Genomic DNA, 16670 nt, shown 5'->3' with positions numbered 1-16670 from the left:
CGCTCTTTCAAGAACCACGACGGTGGCACCCGGCCGACAGGCCGGGTGCCATTCATGATTTCACTCACTAAAAGCAGGGCCCGTCCGTGTCCATCCACGTCGCTCTCAATCACGTCACCCACTACAAATACGACCGCCGGGTCGGGCTGTCGCCGCAGATCGTGCGCTTGCGCCCGGCGCCACACTGCCGCACGCCGATCCTGAGCTACTCGCTGCGCGTCGAGCCCGAAGGCCATTTCGTCAACTGGCAGCAGGATCCGTTCTCGAACTACCTGGCGCGACTGGTCTTTCCCGAAGAGACCACCGAGTTCAAGGTCACCGTCGATCTGGTGGCCGAGATGTCGGTCTACAACCCGTTCGACTTCTTCCTCGAGCCGGGTGCCGAGAACTTCCCGTTCGTCTATGACGAGGCGCTGGCGCTCGAACTCGCGCCCTACATCGTCACCGAGCCGGCCACGCCGGCCTTCAAGAAGTTCATCGACTCGATCGACCGCACCGAGGTGCGCACGATCGACTTCCTGGTCGGCCTGAACCAGCGCCTGCAGAACCAGATCAGCTACCTGATCCGCATGGAGCCGGGTGTGCAGACGCCCGAAGAAACGCTTGTCAACGGCAGCGGTTCGTGCCGCGACACCGGCTGGCTGCTGGTCGAGACGCTGCGCCACATGGGCCTGGCGGCGCGTTTCGTCTCGGGCTACCTGATCCAGCTGAAGTCCGACGTGCAGGCCCTCGACGGTCCGAGCGGCACCGAGGTCGACTTCACCGACCTGCACGCCTGGTGCGAGGTCTACCTGCCCGGCGCCGGCTGGATCGGCCTCGACCCGACCTCCGGCCTGCTGGCGGGCGAAGGCCACGTGCCGGTGGCCTGCACGCCGCAGCCGTCGAGCGCGGCGCCGATTTCCGGCGGCGTCGACGAGTGCGAGGTCGAGTTCGCGCACACGATGCAGATCACCCGCATCTGGGAATCGCCGCGTGTCACCAAGCCCTACACCGAAGACCAGTGGCAGGACGTGCTGGCGCTGGGCGCGGCGGTCGACGCGGAGCTGGTGGCCGGCGACGTGCGCCTGACGATGGGCGGCGAGCCGACCTTCGTGTCGGTCGACGACCGCGATGGCGCCGAATGGAACACCGACGCGCTCGGCCCCACCAAGCGCCTGTTCGCGCAGGACCTGGTGCAGCGCCTGCGCAAGGAATACGGCGACGGCGGTTTCCTGCATTTCGGCCAGGGCAAGTGGTATCCGGGCGAGCAGCTGCCGCGCTGGGCGCTGTCGGTGTTCTGGCGCGAGGACGGCCAGCCGTGCTGGCACGACCCGTCGCTGTTTGCCGACGAGCGTGACCCGCACGCCTACACGTCGGAAGATGCCAAGCGCTTCATCCACCACCTGACGCGCAAGCTCGGCCTGACCACCGACTACATCCAGACCGGCTACGAGGACACCTGGTACTACCTGTGGCGCGAGCGCCGCCTGCCGGTCAACGTCGATCCGTTCGACAGCCGGCTCGACGACGAGCTCGAGCGCGTGCGCCTGCGCCGCGTCTTCGCGCAGGGCCTGGACACCGAGATCGGCTACGTGTTGCCGATCACGCGCGCCGAGGGCGTGACGCTGGCCGGCCAGCGCTGGGTCACCGGCCCGTGGTTCTTCCGCGACGAGCGCATGTACCTGTTCCCGGGCGATTCGCCGATGGGCCTGCGCCTGCCGCTCGACTCGCTGCCCTGGGTCAGCAAGGGCGAGTACCCGTACCACATCGAACACGATCCGTTCGCCGACCGCTCGAGCCTGCCGGCTGCCAGCCAGCTGCGCAGCCAGTACGCCGCGCACGTGATCGGCGGCGGTTTTGCCGAGGGCGGCACCGTGGCGGTGCAGTCCGAGCCGATCGGCCCGCGCGAGGGCGATTCGGTGTTCGGCCGGCCGGGCATCGCGTCGGCGGCCGCAAAGGCCGGTCATGTGACCGGTGAGGCCGCCGGTGATGTGGCCGGCCCGGGAAAGTGGATGAGCGCCGAAGAGCTGGCGCGCTCGCCGCAGCGTTTCCAGTCGGCGCACTGGATCACCCGCACTGCGCTGTGCGTGGAAGCGCGCGATCCGCGTCGTGCCAACGGCCCGAAGGCCGAGAAGGTGGGCGAGGCCACCGGCGTGCTGTATGTCTTCATGCCGCCGCTGGCGCGCCTGGAGGACTACCTCGAGCTGCTCGCCGCCGTCGAGGCGACCGCGGCCGAGCAGGGCGTCAAGATCGTGCTCGAAGGCTACCCGCCGCCGCGCGATCCGCGCCTGAAGATGCTGCAGGTCACGCCCGACCCGGGTGTCATCGAGGTCAACATCCACCCGGCGCACAACTGGGGCGATCTGGTCGAGCACACCGAGTTCCTGTACGAGGCGGCCCGCCTGTCGCGGCTGTCGACCGAGAAATTCATGCTCGACGGCCGGCACACCGGCACGGGCGGCGGCAATCACATGGTGATGGGTGGCGCCACCCCGGCGGATTCGCCGTTCCTGCGCCGGCCCGACCTGCTCGCCAGCCTGCTGACCTACTGGCACAACCATCCGTCGCTGAGCTACCTGTTCTCGGGCATGTTCATCGGCCCGACCAGCCAGGCGCCGCGGGTGGACGAGGCGCGCAACGATCAGGTCTTCGAGCTCGAGATCGCGCTGGCCGAGATCGAGCGCAACAAGGCGGTGTACGGCAACGACATGCCGCCGTGGCTGGTCGACCGCACGCTGCGCAACATCCTGATCGACGTCACCGGCAACACGCACCGCAGCGAGTTCTGCATCGACAAGCTCTATTCGCCCGACAGCTCGACCGGCCGCCTGGGCCTGCTGGAGCTGCGTGCCTTCGAGATGCCGCCGCATGCGCGCATGAGCATCGTGCAGCAGCTGCTGCTGCGCGCGCTGGTGGCGCGCTTCTGGAAGGAACCCTACCGCGCGCCGCTGGTGCGCTGGGGCACCGAGCTGCACGACCGTTTCCTGCTGCCCTCGTTCGTGCAGATGGACTTCGACGACGTCATGGACGACATGGCCAACGAGGGTTACGCCTTCGAGTCGAGTTGGTTCGCGCCGCACTTCGAGTTCCGTTTCCCGAAGGTGGGCGAGATCACCGCGCGCGGCGTGCACGTCACGCTGCGCAACGCGCTCGAGCCCTGGCACGTGATGGGCGAGGAGGGCGGGGCGGGCACGACGGTGCGCTATGTCGATTCGTCGCTGGAACGCATCGAGGTCAAGGTCACCGGCCTGATCGATCCGCGCCATGTGCTCACCGTCAACGGCGTGCCGCTGCCGCTGCAGCCCACCGGCCGTGTCGGCGAATACGTGGCCGGCGTGCGTTACCGCGCCTGGCAGCCCAGCTCGGCGCTGCACCCGACCATCGGCGTGCATGCACCGCTGACGATCGACCTGATCGACAGCTGGATGCAGCGCTCGCTCGGCGGTGGCCGCTATCACGTGGCGCATCCGGGCGGACGCAACTACGAGACCTTCCCGATCAACTCGTTCGAAGCCGAAAGCCGGCGTCTGGCGCGGTTCATCGCGATGGGTCACACGCCGGGGCGTGTCACGGTGGAGGCACCCCAGCGCAGCCGCGAGTTCCCGTTCACGCTCGATCTGCGGCGCAACTGAACGACCGCGTCTTCCCATCCCCATGCCGGTGCCTGAGCTGCACCGGCAGGGTGTTTTTGGCCACTGAGGCTCACCCGCATGACGTCCATCCCTGGGGCAAGGCATGATGCCGCCATGCAATCCAGCCTGTTGTCCGACGATCTGCCCGACGCCGCCGAACTGGCCGCCGCGGCGGCCGGCCGCGGCACGCCCGGGCACCACGACGAATTGCGCGGAGCGGTGCTGCCTTCGGGTGTCCATTTCGGCATGAGCGTCGTGTCGCCCGGCGAGGCGACCGAATCAGAAGAAGCCGCCGTCGCTGACGCGGCCGAAGCGGCTGCCGACATCGACATCGACGGCGACACCGACACGGCCGCCACGGCGTCGGCCGAGTCCCATCACAAGGCGCACCCGCCGCTGGCACCGCTGTGGCAGCGGTTTTTCCAGAGTTCGGGGCTCGACGGCTGGCTCGACCTGACGGCGCGCCACGCCCGCGTGAAGCGCCGCGTGCGCGACGACGGCGCCACGTTCAACGTGCATTCCGAAGAAGGTGGCGGCGAGCGCACCTGGCCGCTCGAACTGCTGCCGCTGCTGATCGCGCCGCGAGAGTGGGCCCACATCGAGCGCGGCGTGCGCCAGCATGCACGCCTGCTGAACGCCGCGATGGCCGACATCTACGGCGCCCAGGATCTGCTGCACGAAGGCATCCTGCCTGCGTCGCTGGTGCTCGGTCATCCCCAATACCTGCGGCCGATGCACGGCGTCAAGCCGGTCGACGACGCTTGGCTGCACCTGGTGGCGGTCGATCTGGCGCGCGGCCCCGATGGCCACTGGTGGGTGGTCGATCGGCGCACCCAGGCGCCGTCGGGCCTGGGTTATCTGCTCGAGAACCGGCTCATCATCGCGCAGCAGTTCCCCGAGGCCTTCCGCGACCTGCGGGTGCAGCGCGTGGCGTCGGCGTTCCGGGCCCTGATGGACGGCCTGATGCGTTCCAGCCCCGCGGGCGAGCGCTCGCGCGTGGCCTTGCTGACGCCCGGTCCGCGCAGCGAAACCTATTTCGAGCACGTCTTCCTGGCGCGCTACCTGGGGCTGAGCCTGGTGGAAGGCTCCGACCTGACGGTGCGCGACCAGCGTCTCTACCTCAAGACTTTGCACGGCCTGGAGCGTGTGCACGTGCTGCTGCGCCGGGTCGACGACGAGTGGCTCGACCCGCTCGAGTTGCGCGCCGAGTCGGCGCTCGGCGTGCCGGGCCTGCTGCAGGCCCTGCGGGCCGGCGAGCTCGTGATGGCCAACGTGCCCGGCGCCGGCGTGCTCGAGAGCCCCGGCCTGGCCGCGTTCTGGCCCGGCGCGGCGCGCCGCCTGCTCGGCGAGGAGCTGATCCTGCCGGCCACCACCAGCTGGTGGTGCGGCGAAGCCAGCGTCTGGGCCGCCAACCGCGACGAACTGGCCGACTACGTGATCATGCCGACCTTCCCCGGCGGCCCGGTCACGCAGGGTTTCGAGCCGGTGCTCGGCAGCGACCTCGACCGCGCCAGCGTGCGGGCCTGGCGTGCCCGCATCGACGCCGATCCGGCCGCGCACACGCTGATGGCGCGGGTCCATCCGTCGGAGCAGCCGGTCTGGCGCGACGGCCGGCTGGAGCCGCGGCCGCTGGTGCTGCGGGTCTACGCCATGACCGACGGCAACGGCGGCTGGTGCGTGCTGCCCGGCGGGCTGACCCGGGTGGCCGCTCGCCCGTCGACGCAGACCAGCAGCGCCAACCCGGGTGCCAGCGGTGGCGCCGACGCCTACCTGTCGATGCAGCGCGGCAGCGCCAGCACCGACACCTGGGTGCTCACCGACGGCAAGGTCGACGACACCAGCCTGCTGCCCAAGCCGCTGGCGCCGGCCGACCTGGCGCGCTGGCACCGTGTCATCACCAGCCGGTCGGCCGAGAACCTGTTCTGGCTCGGCCGCTACACCGAGCGGGCCGAGAACACCGTGCGGCTGGCCCGCCTGGCGCTCGAAGGCCTGGCCACCGCGAGCCCGCCGGTGCTGCAGATGCTGCACACGCTGCTGCTGCGCCACGGGCTGATCGATGCCGGCGTGCCGTCGCCGGCGCTGGCCTCGGCCCAGGCCGGGCGCCTGTTCGAGCGCTCGCTGGTGCGCGCGCTGGCGGATCGTTCGTCGGGTTCCAGCGTCGCCTTCAACCTGCAGTCGCTGCGCCAGTGCGCCGAGGCCCTGCGCGATCGGCTGTCGACCGAGCACTGGTCGCTGATCCTCGACCTGGAGCGGCAGTTCGGCCGCGAACTGGCCGAGGTGCTGGCGCAGCAAGGCCACGAGCCGCTGTCCGATGTGCTGGGCGTCCTGTCGCGCGCCATGACCCGGCTGAGCGCCATCACCGGTGCGCAGACCGACCGCATGACCCGCGACGACGGCTGGCGCCTGCTCAGCGTCGGCCGCCAGATCGAGCGTCTGGACGTGCTGGCGCACGCGCTGCGGCTCGGTTTCGAGAGCGGCCTGCCGGCCCTCGACGACGGCTTCGCGCTGCTGCTGGAGATCTTCGAGACCACCATCACGTACCGCGCCAATTTCCAGTCCCGCCGCGAAGTGCCGCCGCTGCTGCACCTGCTGGTGCTCGACACCGACAACCCGCGCTCGCTGGCCTGGGTCTCGCGCACCATGCGCGACCGCCTGCGCAAGCTGGCGCGCCACGATCCGATCTGGGCCGAGGCCGCCAGCGATGCCCTGCCGCAGCCCGGTTCGTGGTCGCTCGAGGCGCTCAGCAGCGTCGACGAGGACGGCGCCTACAGCACCCTGATCGATGCCCTCGCGAGCTGCAGCGACGCGGCCCGCACGCTGTCCAACGAAGTCAGCCAGCATCTGTTCTCGCACGTCCGCGCGGCAGATCGGTCGGTGTGGCAATGAGCGCAGAACCACGCGAGGGCGCGCTGCCCTCGACGCCTGAGGCCGTGCATCCGATCCAGCGCCCGGTGCGGGTGTTGCGGGTGCAGCACGAAACCCGCTACGACTACGACGGGCCGGTCGAGCTCGCGCATCACATGGCGCATCTGCGTCCGCGCATGACGCCCTGGCAGCGCATCCGCGACTGGTCGCTGCGCATCAATCCGTGGCCCGACGCCGTGGTGTGGGATGCGCCCACGCCACTCGATCTGCCGCTGACCGAGCCGCTGCCCGGCGCCGAAACGGCCGCGCAGGCCGACTCCGATGTGGCGGTGTCCGTGCGCTCGCACCCGGATGGCGCGCTGCGGTCCTATCCCGGTGCCGACATGGCGCCGGGGGTGCAGCAGAGCCAGGATCCGTGGGGCAACTGGCGCGCGGTGTTCTCGCATTCGCGGGTGCATCGGCGCCTGACCGTGCGGGCCTGTTTCACGGCCGAACTGCTGGCGCCGCCGCCGATGCGGCTCAAGGCCAGCCCGCCCTGGGAGCAGGTGGCCCGGCGCCTGCGCTATCAGCCCGGCCAGCCGTTCGACGAGGCGCTCGAGTTCGTGCTGCCGTCGACCTACGCCCCGCGCGACGCGGCGCTGGCGCGGCTGGGCGCCGAGGTGTTCCTGCCCGGCACGCCGTTGCTGGCCGGTGCGGTCGCGCTCATGCACCTGGTCTACCGGCGCTTCGAATACCACACCACCGCGACCTCGGTGGCCACCCGCGCACCCGAGGCCCTGGCGCAGCGGCGCGGCGTCTGCCAGGACTTCGCCCACGTGATGATCGGTGCGCTGCGCTCGCTGGGCCTGGCGGCGCGCTACGTCAGCGGCTATCTGCTGACCCAGCCGCCACCCGGCCAGCCGCGGCTGGTGGGGGCCGACGCCTCGCATGCCTGGGTGCAGGTGTGGTGCCCGGTGCACGGCTGGGTCGCGCTCGACCCGACCAATGCGGTGCCGGCAGGGCTCGATCACGTCACGCTCGCCTGGGGCCGCGACTACGCCGATGTCGCGCCGTTGCGGGGCGTGATCCGCGGCGGCGGCGGCCCGGAGCCGCGGGTGTCGGTCACGGTGGAGCCGCTCACCGAGCCCGAGGAGGCCGGTCGGTCGATCGAAGCCAGGTCCGACGCCGTCGAACCGGCCGAGGCCACCGCTGCCGACACTGCCGATGCCGAAGCAGATGCCGAGCCGGCCGATGCGGCCGATGCGGCCGACGCCACCGGCTCGGCCGCCTGATCAGCGGTGCTGGTTCAGCTGTGACTGGCCGAACAGGATCTCGCGTTCCTTGTCGCCGGTGATCGGCTTGCGCCGGGCGGCCAGCACCTCGACGCCGCGCTGCACCGCAGGCCGGGCGCCGATCTCGTCGAACCAGCCCTTGAGGTGCGGGTAGTCGCTCCAGTCGATGCCCTGGTTCTTCCAGGAGCGCAGCCAGGGGTAGATGGCGATGTCGGCGATCGAATAGGTCGGCCCGCCGATGTACTTCGATCTGGCCAGGCGCTTGTTCATCACCTGGTACAGCCGTTTCGCCTCGTTGGTGTAGCGATCGATCGCGTAGGGCACCTTCTCGGGCGCATAGATCCGGAAGTGGTGCGCCTGGCCCAGCATCGGGCCGACGCCGCCCATCTGGAACATCAGCCACTGCAGCACCTCGTACTTGCCGGCGGTGTCGGCGGGCAGCAGGCGTCCGGTCTTGCCGGCCAGGTACAGCAGGATCGCGCCCGACTCGAACAGCGAGATCGGTTTGCCGTCCGGCCCGTCGGGATCGGTGATCGCCGGGATCTTGTTGTTCGGGCTGATGGCGAGAAAATCGGGATCGAACTGGTCGCCCGCACCGATGTCGACCGGGTGCACCCGGTAAGGCAGTCCGCACTCCTCGAGCATGATGTGGACCTTGTGACCGTTGGGCGTGGCCCAGGAGTAGAGTTCAATCATTGCGGTTGCCGGTCGATAAGAACGAGGGAAGCCCACTTTATTTGAAACGGCCACGCCATGCTCGACTCCTTGACACGCCTGCTGCGCCGCAGGCCCTCGCCCGATACCGACTCTCGTCTGATGGAGGACTGGGCGCGCCAGCGCGGCGAGACGATCAAGCGGGTGCGCGACGGCAGCGGCTGCGTGCTCGAGTTCCGCAGCCAGGGCCTGCCGGCCCGGCTCGAGTGGGGCCCCGCGCAGCGCGACTACATCCACCACCGTGAACTGCGCGTGCGGGTCGAACTGGCGCTGCCGGAGGCGCTCGAGATGCTGGTGATGAGCCGCGCGCTGGCCGAGCGGCTCGAAACCCAGGCCTACGACCAGCTCACCCGCGATCAGCAGACCGAGATCGACGCCTCCATGCCCGAAGAGGCGCGCTGGCTGGCGATGTTCGATCCGGTTGCGCTGGCGGCGCCGGCGGCTTTCGGCGATGCGTTTCTCGTGATGGCGGCATCGCCGCCGCATGCGCGCCGCTGGGTCGAGGGTGAACTCGCCGGTCGGCTGATCCGCGCCCGCGAGCGCTGGCTGAGCGCCGACGCGCCGCTGGTGCTGATGACATTGCGCGGGCGGCTCTACCTGCGCACCGAGGCACGTGCGCTCGACGACAAGCTGCTCGAAGGGGTTCGCCAGCTGATCGACGCGGCGGCCGACAGCGCGCTGCGGGTGGTTTCACGCGCCGGGCTGCGTCCGGTCGAGGTGGGTCTGGCCGGCCTCACGCAGACCCGTCAGCCGGGTGTCGAAGGCGTGCCGCAGGCGTCGCTGGTCGCCGATCCGGGCGTCAGCGCCGAGGAGCTGTCGGTCGACGCGGACGACGAGCTGATGACCAATTTCAGCATCGGCATCCCGACCGATCACAAGCTCTGACGCCTGGGCCGGTCGAGCCGCTGCGGCGCTTCAGCCCGGCAGGTGCTGCTGCAGGCGGCCGAGCGCGAGTTGCAGGGTCTCGTCACGCTTGGCAAAACACAGCCGTGCGACCTGCTGGTTGAAGCCGTCGCGATAGAAGGCCGACAGCGGAATCGCCGCCACGCCGACCTCGCGCGTCAGCCAGCGGCAGAAATCGGCCTCCGGCAGGGTGGCCACCGCGGCGGGCAGGCCGCTGTAGTCGACACACTGGAAATACGTGCCCTCGCACGGCAGCAGCCGCAGGCCGGTCTGCGTCAGGCCGGCGCGGAACAGGTCCCGCTTGCGCTGATAGAACGCCGCCAGCCCGAGGTAGGGCGCCGCATCGGCCATGTAGGCGGCCAGCGCGTACTGCATCGGCGTGTTGACCGTGAACACGTTGAACTGGTGCACCTTGCGGAACTCGGCGCTGAGCGCGGCCGGCGCGGCCGCGAACGCCACTTTCCAGCCCGTCACGTGATAGGTCTTGCCGAAGCTCGAGATCAGCACGCTGCGCGCCGCCAGCTCCGGATAACGCGCCACGCTCTGGTGTGCCGCGCCGTCATACACCATGTGCTCGTAGACCTCGTCGGCGATCAGGATGATCGGCGTCGGGCGCAGCAGCTCGGCGAGCGTGCGCATCTCGGCTTCGGTCCAGACCGTGCCGCTGGGGTTGTGCGGCGTGTTCACGATCAGCGCCCGGGTGCGCGGCGTGATGGCGGCGGCCAGGCGCTCGAAATCGGGCCGGAACGTGCCCGGCGTGAGCGGCACGTGCACCGTGCGCGCGCCGGCCAGCGTGATGCTCGGCTCGTAGCTGTCGTAGCAGGGCTCGAGCACGATCACCTCGTCGCCCGGATGCACCAGCGCCAGCACGGTGGTCAGGATCGCCTGGGTGGCGCCGGCGGTGACGGTGATCTCGCTGCCGGCGTCGTAGCGCTGGCCGTAGAGTGTCTCGATCTTGGCAGCGATCGCCTCGCGCAGCAGCGCCACGCCGGCCATCGGCGGGTACTGGTTGTGGCCGGCGTCGAGCGCGTCCTTGACTGCCTGCATCAGGCGCGGGTCGCCGTCGAAATCCGGGAACCCCTGGCCGAGGTTGACCGCGCCGGTCTCCTGTGCAAGGGCCGACATCACGGTGAAGATGGTCGTGCCGACCGCGGGCAGGCGGCTGACGGGGACGGGCATCGAGGCGGGCAGGGCGAGGGTCATGGTGCTCGGGGTTCAGGTCGCGGGGCGGTGGCTTGTGCGGGTGTTCACATGGCGTCGGCGGCGTTGCCGCTTTCGGTCGAGCCTTGCATCACCCGCATGATCAGGGCGCGCGACAGCCGCTCGGACAGCAGCTCGGCAAACGCATAGACGAAGTGACGCAGGTAGGCGCTGCGCTTGAAGGCGATGCGCGCCACGCTGGGGCCGAACAGGTGCCCCACCGGCCGGGCCACCAGCTCGCCGCCGGGGCCGCAGATCGGGTCGTCGCGCACCGCCATCTCGGCCACGATGCCCACGCCCAGGCCCAGGCGCACGTAGGTCTTGATGACGTCGGAGTCGATCGCCTCGAGCGCGATCTGCGGCTTGAGGTTGCGCGCCTCGAAGGCCGCGTCGATCTTGCTGCGGCCGGTGAACGACGGGTGGTAGGAGATCAGCGGTTCGTGTGCGAGCTGTTCCAGGCTGATGCGCTCGACCAGCGCCAGCGGGTGGTCGGCCGGCATCACCGCGACGTGGCGCCACTCGTAACACGGCAGCGTGACGAGGTCTTCGTACTGCATCAGGCGCTCGGTCGCCATGCCCACTTCGGCGGCGTCGTCGAGCACCATCTGCGCCACCTGGTCGGGCGTGCCCTGGTGCAGGCTGACCGAGACCTTCGGGTAGCTGCTGCGCAGCGCCGCCACCGGCGCCGGCAGCACGTAACGGGCCTGCGTGTGGGTGGCTGCGATCGACAACGTGCCGACGTCCTGCAGCGAGAAGTCGTCGCCGATGCGCTTGAGGTTGACGACCTCGCGCATGATCACCTCGATCGACTTCAGCACCTGCTGGCCCGGCTCGGTGATGCGCTTGAGGCGCTTGCCGTGGCGCACGAAGATGTCGACGCCGAGCTCTTCCTCGAGTTCGAGGATGGCCTTCGAGATGCCAGGCTGCGAGGTGTGCAGCGCCTTGGCGGTTTCGGTCAGGTTGAGGTTGCGGCGCGCGGCCTCCTGCACGAAGCGGAACTGGTGCAGGTTCATGCACCGGCGCCCGCTGTCGAGGCGTGGCCGCGTGCCAGGTCGAGCGCGGCCAGCGCGATCGCGCGTGTCACGACCTCGGTCTCGCCGATGGCCGGCGTCGCGGCGATCACCACGCCCGGATGGCGAGCCTGCGCCTGCTCGATCAGCAGCGGCAGGTCACGGCGCACATGGCCGCCGGCGCCGAGGAACAGCGGCACCACCTGCAGTTGCGTGCAGCCGGCCTCGATCAGGGCGCTGCTGGCGACGCCGAAGTCGGGCTGCATCAGTTCGAGGAAACCCAGCGCCACCGGCGTGCCCGGCGCGGCGGCGCGCATCTGCGCGGCGATGGCTTCGAAGGGCCGCGCCCAGGCCGGGTCACGGGCGCCGTGGGCGAAAAGAAGGATGCCTTGCATGGGAGAGGGTTCTAGCGGTAGCGCACCAGCCAGCTGAAAGCGGCCAGCGACAGGAGGAGGAAGATCGCGCTCGGCGCGCTGGCGGCGAGCCAGGGCGTCCAGTTCTGCAGCAGCCCGAGGTGGCTCGACAGGTTGTTGAGCAGCACGAAGCCGATGCCCAGCATGATGCCGCCGAACACCATCAGGCCGATGCCGCCGCTGCGCCCGTGCAGGTAGGCGAACGGCAGCGCCAGGCCCATCATCACGAGGCAGGCGAAGGGGTAGAGCGCCTTCTTCCAGAACTGGATCTCGTAACGCTGCGCGGCCTGTTCGTGATCGGCCAGGTGGGTCATGTAGTTGTAGAGCGCCAGCGTCGACATGGTGCGCAGCGGCAGCACCGCGGCGGCCACCACGTTGCGCGTCAGGCCCGATTGCCAGACGTGGCTGGCGAGCTTCTCGTCGGCATCGAGGCGCGGCGTGTGGTCGCTGGTCCAGTGCGAGATCCGCACGTCGGTGAGCTGCCAGGTGCCGTCGTCGCCGATGACCGCGCGTTCGGCCGTGGTGCGGGTGATCAGGGCGCCCTTGGGGCCGAACTCGAAGATGCGCACCTTCTCCAGTTCGCCGTCGCTGCGAGCGGCGGCGAAGTTGACGGTGTAGCGATGCTCGCCATCGGCCGCGCTGGCGCTGTCCTTGAGCCAGGCGCCGCCGCTGGCCACGCTCAGGTTGCCGCTGGCGCGCGCCTGCAGCAGGGTCGCCTGGGTGTCGCACCAGGGCGCGACGAAGTCGCCGATCACGAAGGTGATGGCGGCAAACCCCAGGCCCAGCCAGGTGAGCAGCAGCAGCGCCAGCCCGGGGCCGAGCCCGCCGGTGCGCAAGATGGTGAACTCCGACGAATGCGCCAGCCTCGCCAGCGCGTAGATCGCACCGATCAGCACCGCGATCGGCGCGAGTTCGTAGACGTGGCCGGGCACCTGCAGCAGGCAGGCCAGCGCCGCCTGCGCCGCGCCGTAGCCGTGCTGGCCGATGTTCTCGAGCTCGGCCATGAAGTCGATGAAGAAGAACAGGCCCAGGAACGCCACCATCACGTAGCCGGTGGCGCCGAGGATCTCGCGGTAGAGCAGTCGACGGATCGTGTGCATGTCGATCTCCCTTCAGGCCGGGCGCAGCGGCCGCCAGCTGGCCTTGCCGCGCACCCGCCACCACAGCAGGGCGGCGCACAGCACGAACACGCCGCCGTGCACGCTCGCCAGGGCCGTGCCCAGGCTCAGTCTGGCCGATGCCACCCAGGCCTGGCTGAGGCTGATGAGGTTGAAGTAGACGACGAAGCTCAGCAGCGCCAGCAGCAGCGTCCAGCCCGAACCGCTGCGTGGCCCGCCTTGCGCAAGGCCCAGTCCGAGCAGCATCAGATTGATGCCGCCCAGCACCATGCCGACGCGCCAGGCCAGTTCGGCGCGCACCTTGGGGTCGCTGCTGAGCAGCAGGTCGAAGCTCGAGCGCGCCTTGGGCGGCGGCTCGTCGATGCGGGTGAGCGCCTTCTCGCTGATGCGGATGCTGTACTGGTCGAAGCGCGAGATCGTGCGGGTCTCGCCCTTCAGGTCGAGGTCGGTGCGGGCGCCGTTGTCGAGCACCAGGCGGCGGTGCGTGTCGTCTGCGTCAGGCAGGTCGATGCGGCCGGTCTGCGCGCTGGTGACCGACTCGCGGTCGACACGCTGATCGAGGATGAAGATGTTGCGTCCGGTGCCGGCGTCGGGTGACTGCTTGTCGATGAAGAAGACCCGCTGGCCGTTGCTGGAGGTCTGGAACTGGCCCGGCGCGACCCGCGACAGATCCGAGCGTTGCTCGTAGCGACCGCGCAGTTCGCTGATATTGCGGTTCGACCAGGGCCACACGAACAGCAGCAGGGCCGCGACGAAGAACACGATCGGCGTGCCGAAGCGCACCACCGGCCGCACGAAGCGTGTCAGCGACACGCCGCTGGCGAACCAGATCGTCATCTCGCTGTCGCCGTACATGCGGGTCAGGGTGGAGACCACCGCGACGAACAGCGACAGGCACAGCATCGTCGGCAGGTGTCCCAGGCTGGTGTAGCCGAGCAGCAGCACCACGTCCTGCGGCGAGACGCGGCCGAGCGCGGCCTGGCCGAGCGTGCGGATCAGCATCATCGTCAGCACGATGGTCAGGATCACGATCAGCGTGCCGCCGAAGCTGCGTGACAACTCTTTACGCAATGTGGAATCGAATAACATCAAGCCGTCTCAAATCAGTACGGAATTATGGACGTTCGAGCCCTCCAGGTTGCCAACGAGGATCTGCCCGGACAAGCCGCCGCAGCCTTGGTGGTCGTGTTGTCCGCCGATGCGTCTGCATGGCAATTGCCACCGGTGTTGTCCGATCTTGCGCACGACGCCGTGCGTCACGGCGATCTCGAACTCAAGGCGGGCAAGGTTCTCTACATTCATCGGCCGACGGGCCTGAAGGCATCGCGCCTGGTGCTGTCCGTCGCGGCCGATGCTTCCGTCAAGGCCTACAAGAAGGCGGTTGCCGGGGCCTTGTCGGCAGTGAAGTCCAGCGGCGCAGCCGGCGCCGTGCTGGCCTGGGCCGGGCCCGGTCCGCTCGGCGCCGAGCATGCGGAAGCGGCGGTCACCGCACTGGCCGACGCGCTCTACACCTACCGGCACAGCAAGCCGAGCGCGCCGCCGGCGGCCGCGCTGGTCAAGCTCCAGCTGGCCTGCGACAAGGCCGGCGCGGCGTCGGTGCGTGCCGGCATCCTGCGTGGCAAGGCGATTGCCGCCGGCGTGACGCTGGCGCGTGAAGTGGCCAACCGGCCCGGCAACCATTGCACCCCGACGATGCTGGCCGAGCAGGCCCGCATCCTGGCGCGCGAGCAGGGCCTGAAGATCGAGGTGCTCGACCGCAAGGCGATCGAGAAGCTCGGCATGGGCGCGTTCCTGGCCGTCGCACAGGGCTCCGACGAGCCGCCGCAGTTCATCGTGCTGCACTACGAAGGTGGCGCCAAGAAGGACGCTCCGCTGGTGCTGGTGGGCAAGGGCATCACGTTCGACACCGGCGGCATCTCGATCAAGCCGGCGGCCGAGATGGACGAGATGAAGTTCGACATGGGTGGCGCCGCCAGCGTGCTCGGCACGATGCGCGCCGTGGCCGCGCTCAAGCCCAAGGTCAACCTGATCGGCGTGATTCCGACCTGCGAGAACATGCCCAGCGGCCGCGCGGTCAAGCCGGGCGACGTCGTCACGAGCATGTCCGGCCAGACCATCGAGGTGCTCAACACCGACGCCGAAGGCCGCCTGATCCTGTGCGATGCGCTGACCTACGTCGAGCGCTTCAAGCCTGCCGCGGTGGTCGACATCGCCACGCTCACCGGCGCCTGCGTGGTCGCGCTCGGCCACCATCTGAGCGGCCTGTTCAGTGCCGACGATGCGCTCGCGGACGGCCTGCTCGCTGCCGGCCTGGGTGCCCTCGATCCTGCGTGGCGCATGCCGCTGCTCGACGAATACGACGAGGCCCTGAAGAGCAACTTCGCCGACATGGGCAACGTCGGCCCGCGTGCCGGCGGCGCCATCACGGCGGCGATGTTCCTCAAGCGCTACACCGCGGCCTACCGCTGGGCGCACCTCGACATCGCCGGCACCGCCTGGAAGAGCGGCGCGGCCAAGGGATCGACCGGTCGGCCGGTGCCCTTGCTGACCCACTTCGTGCTCTCGCACGCAGGCTGAGGCGTGTCATGGCGATGGGGGCGGTGGCCTTTCACTTCAACGTGCCGCAACGGCAGGACTACACCTGCCGCTTGCTGCGCAAGGCCTGCCGGGCCGGCGCACGGGTCGCCGTGACAGGCGATTCCGCGGCGCTGGGTGAACTCGATCGCCAGTTGTGGATCTTCGATCCGATCGATTTCGTGCCGCACTGGCGCGGGGTTTCGGCCGATCGCCTGCCCGCACGATTGAAGGCGACACCGATCGTCCTGCTCGATCAGGCCGGCACACAGGCCGGACATGACGTGCTCCTGAACCTGGCCGAACAGGTGCCCGACTGTGCATCGCAGTTCGCGCGCGTCATCGAGGTGGTCGGGCGCTCCGAGGCCGATCGTTCGCAGGCCCGCCTGCGTTGGCGTCACTACGCCAGCCTGGGCGCCGCCATCGAACGCCACGAGGTGCGACCTTGAGCGCCACCATGCGTCCGCCTCCTGACATCGTCCCGACGCTCACCGAGGTGGTCGGCTTCTCCGAGACCGCGCCGGTCGCCGCCGACCAGGCCAGCCCGGCCGCCGGTGCCCGCGGCGCGAATGTCATGCCCTTGAATGTGGTGCCCCTGCATTCGCTCGAGGTCGACCTGCCGGTGGACCTGTCGAACGACCGTTGCGGGCCCGGTGCGGCAGATGGCAGCCTGACGGTGGGTGCGTTCCCGATCGACGAAGACGAACTCACGCAGCGGGTCCTGCTCGACGTCCAGCGCCAGATCGATCGCATGTTCGAGTTCCGGGTGCGTGAAAGCGTCGGCCCGGCATTCGCACGCCTGATGGAGTCGTTCATCGAACAGACCCGCGACGAACTCGCCGCCACCTTGCGAGACGTCGTCCGGCGGGCCGTGGCTCAGGAACTGGCGCGACACCGGTCGCGCTGAGCGTCCGCGTGTCGACGAGCTCTGGCTCGGAACGTGCTAATCCCGCGGCTGCAATCGATTCCAGCCACAGTTCCGTTCCCGGTC

Annotated in this window: 13 protein-coding genes; 7 read left to right on the top strand and 6 right to left on the bottom strand. The window is 69.6% G+C overall.

Annotated features, from left to right (window positions below):
- Positions 1 to 86 precede the first annotated feature (86 nt).
- The 3 genes from LCHO_RS13040 to LCHO_RS13030 all read left to right on the top strand — a co-directional run bounded on the left by LCHO_RS13040 (position 87) and on the right by LCHO_RS13030 (position 7747).
- Positions 87 to 3611, top strand: a complete 3525-nt coding sequence (locus LCHO_RS13040; protein ID WP_012347626.1) for a transglutaminase family protein — start codon at positions 87 to 89, stop codon at positions 3609 to 3611.
- Between the two features lie 114 nt (positions 3612 to 3725).
- Positions 3726 to 6497 carry a circularly permuted type 2 ATP-grasp protein gene (locus LCHO_RS13035; protein ID WP_043704290.1) on the top strand — a complete coding sequence of 924 codons (2772 nt, stop codon included), beginning with the start codon at positions 3726 to 3728 and terminating at the stop codon, positions 6495 to 6497.
- On the top strand, positions 6494 to 7747 hold the full coding sequence (locus LCHO_RS13030; RefSeq protein WP_012347624.1) for a transglutaminase family protein: 1254 nt from the start codon (positions 6494 to 6496) through the stop codon (positions 7745 to 7747). The genes LCHO_RS13035 and LCHO_RS13030 overlap by 4 nt, the downstream gene beginning before the upstream one ends.
- On the opposite strand, the gene LCHO_RS13025 is transcribed toward LCHO_RS13030, so the two are convergent.
- Positions 7748 to 8443 carry a glutathione S-transferase N-terminal domain-containing protein gene (locus LCHO_RS13025; protein ID WP_012347623.1) on the bottom strand — a complete coding sequence of 232 codons (696 nt, stop codon included), beginning with the start codon at positions 8441 to 8443 and terminating at the stop codon, positions 7748 to 7750.
- 57 nt (positions 8444 to 8500) lie between these two features.
- Here LCHO_RS13025 and LCHO_RS22240 point away from each other — a divergent pair, with 57 nt between their 5' ends.
- Positions 8501 to 9346, top strand: coding sequence for a hypothetical protein (locus tag LCHO_RS22240; RefSeq protein WP_012347622.1), 846 nt, complete (start codon positions 8501 to 8503; stop codon positions 9344 to 9346).
- 30 nt (positions 9347 to 9376) lie between these two features.
- Here the strand turns inward: LCHO_RS22240 and LCHO_RS13015 are convergent, their stop codons facing one another.
- Genes LCHO_RS13015 through lptF form a run of 5 tightly spaced genes read right to left on the bottom strand, consistent with a single transcriptional unit; the run spans position 9377 to position 14194 of the window.
- Positions 9377 to 10567 carry a pyridoxal phosphate-dependent aminotransferase gene (locus tag LCHO_RS13015; protein WP_012347621.1) on the bottom strand — a complete coding sequence of 397 codons (1191 nt, stop codon included), beginning with the start codon at positions 10565 to 10567 and terminating at the stop codon, positions 9377 to 9379.
- 44 nt (positions 10568 to 10611) lie between these two features.
- The gene (locus LCHO_RS13010) at positions 10612 to 11577 is read right to left on the bottom strand and encodes a CysB family HTH-type transcriptional regulator (protein WP_012347620.1); all 966 of its coding nucleotides are present in this window, start codon (positions 11575 to 11577) and stop codon (positions 10612 to 10614) included.
- Positions 11574 to 11969: a sirohydrochlorin chelatase gene (locus tag LCHO_RS13005; protein ID WP_012347619.1), complete on the bottom strand. Its 396-nt coding sequence runs from the start codon at positions 11967 to 11969 to the stop codon at positions 11574 to 11576. Before LCHO_RS13005 ends, LCHO_RS13010 begins: the two co-directional genes overlap by 4 nt.
- Before the next feature lie 11 nt (positions 11970 to 11980).
- On the bottom strand, positions 11981 to 13087 hold the full coding sequence (lptG, locus tag LCHO_RS13000) for an LPS export ABC transporter permease LptG (RefSeq protein ID WP_012347618.1): 1107 nt from the start codon (positions 13085 to 13087) through the stop codon (positions 11981 to 11983).
- A gap of 12 nt (positions 13088 to 13099) precedes the next feature.
- Positions 13100 to 14194, bottom strand: coding sequence for an LPS export ABC transporter permease LptF (lptF, locus tag LCHO_RS12995; RefSeq protein ID WP_012347617.1), 1095 nt, complete (start codon positions 14192 to 14194; stop codon positions 13100 to 13102).
- Between the two features lie 27 nt (positions 14195 to 14221).
- On the opposite strand from lptF, the gene LCHO_RS12990 reads away from it, so the two are divergent.
- The 3 genes from LCHO_RS12990 to LCHO_RS12980 are packed head-to-tail and all read left to right on the top strand — an operon-like array spanning position 14222 to position 16586.
- Entirely contained in the window at positions 14222 to 15682 is a 1461-nt protein-coding gene (locus LCHO_RS12990; protein WP_012347616.1) for a leucyl aminopeptidase, read from the top strand.
- A gap of 8 nt (positions 15683 to 15690) precedes the next feature.
- Positions 15691 to 16128 carry a DNA polymerase III subunit chi gene (locus LCHO_RS12985; RefSeq protein WP_012347615.1) on the top strand — a complete coding sequence of 146 codons (438 nt, stop codon included), beginning with the start codon at positions 15691 to 15693 and terminating at the stop codon, positions 16126 to 16128.
- Positions 16125 to 16586, top strand: a complete 462-nt coding sequence (locus LCHO_RS12980) for a hypothetical protein (protein ID WP_150105470.1) — start codon at positions 16125 to 16127, stop codon at positions 16584 to 16586. The genes LCHO_RS12985 and LCHO_RS12980 overlap by 4 nt, the downstream gene beginning before the upstream one ends.
- The last annotated feature ends 84 nt before the right edge of the window (positions 16587 to 16670 follow it).

The organism is Leptothrix cholodnii SP-6 (assembly GCF_000019785.1).
In the GTDB taxonomy this organism is placed as follows: Bacteria; Pseudomonadota; Gammaproteobacteria; order Burkholderiales; family Burkholderiaceae_C; genus Sphaerotilus; species Sphaerotilus cholodnii.
This window is presented reverse-complemented; position numbering and strand designations above follow the sequence as displayed.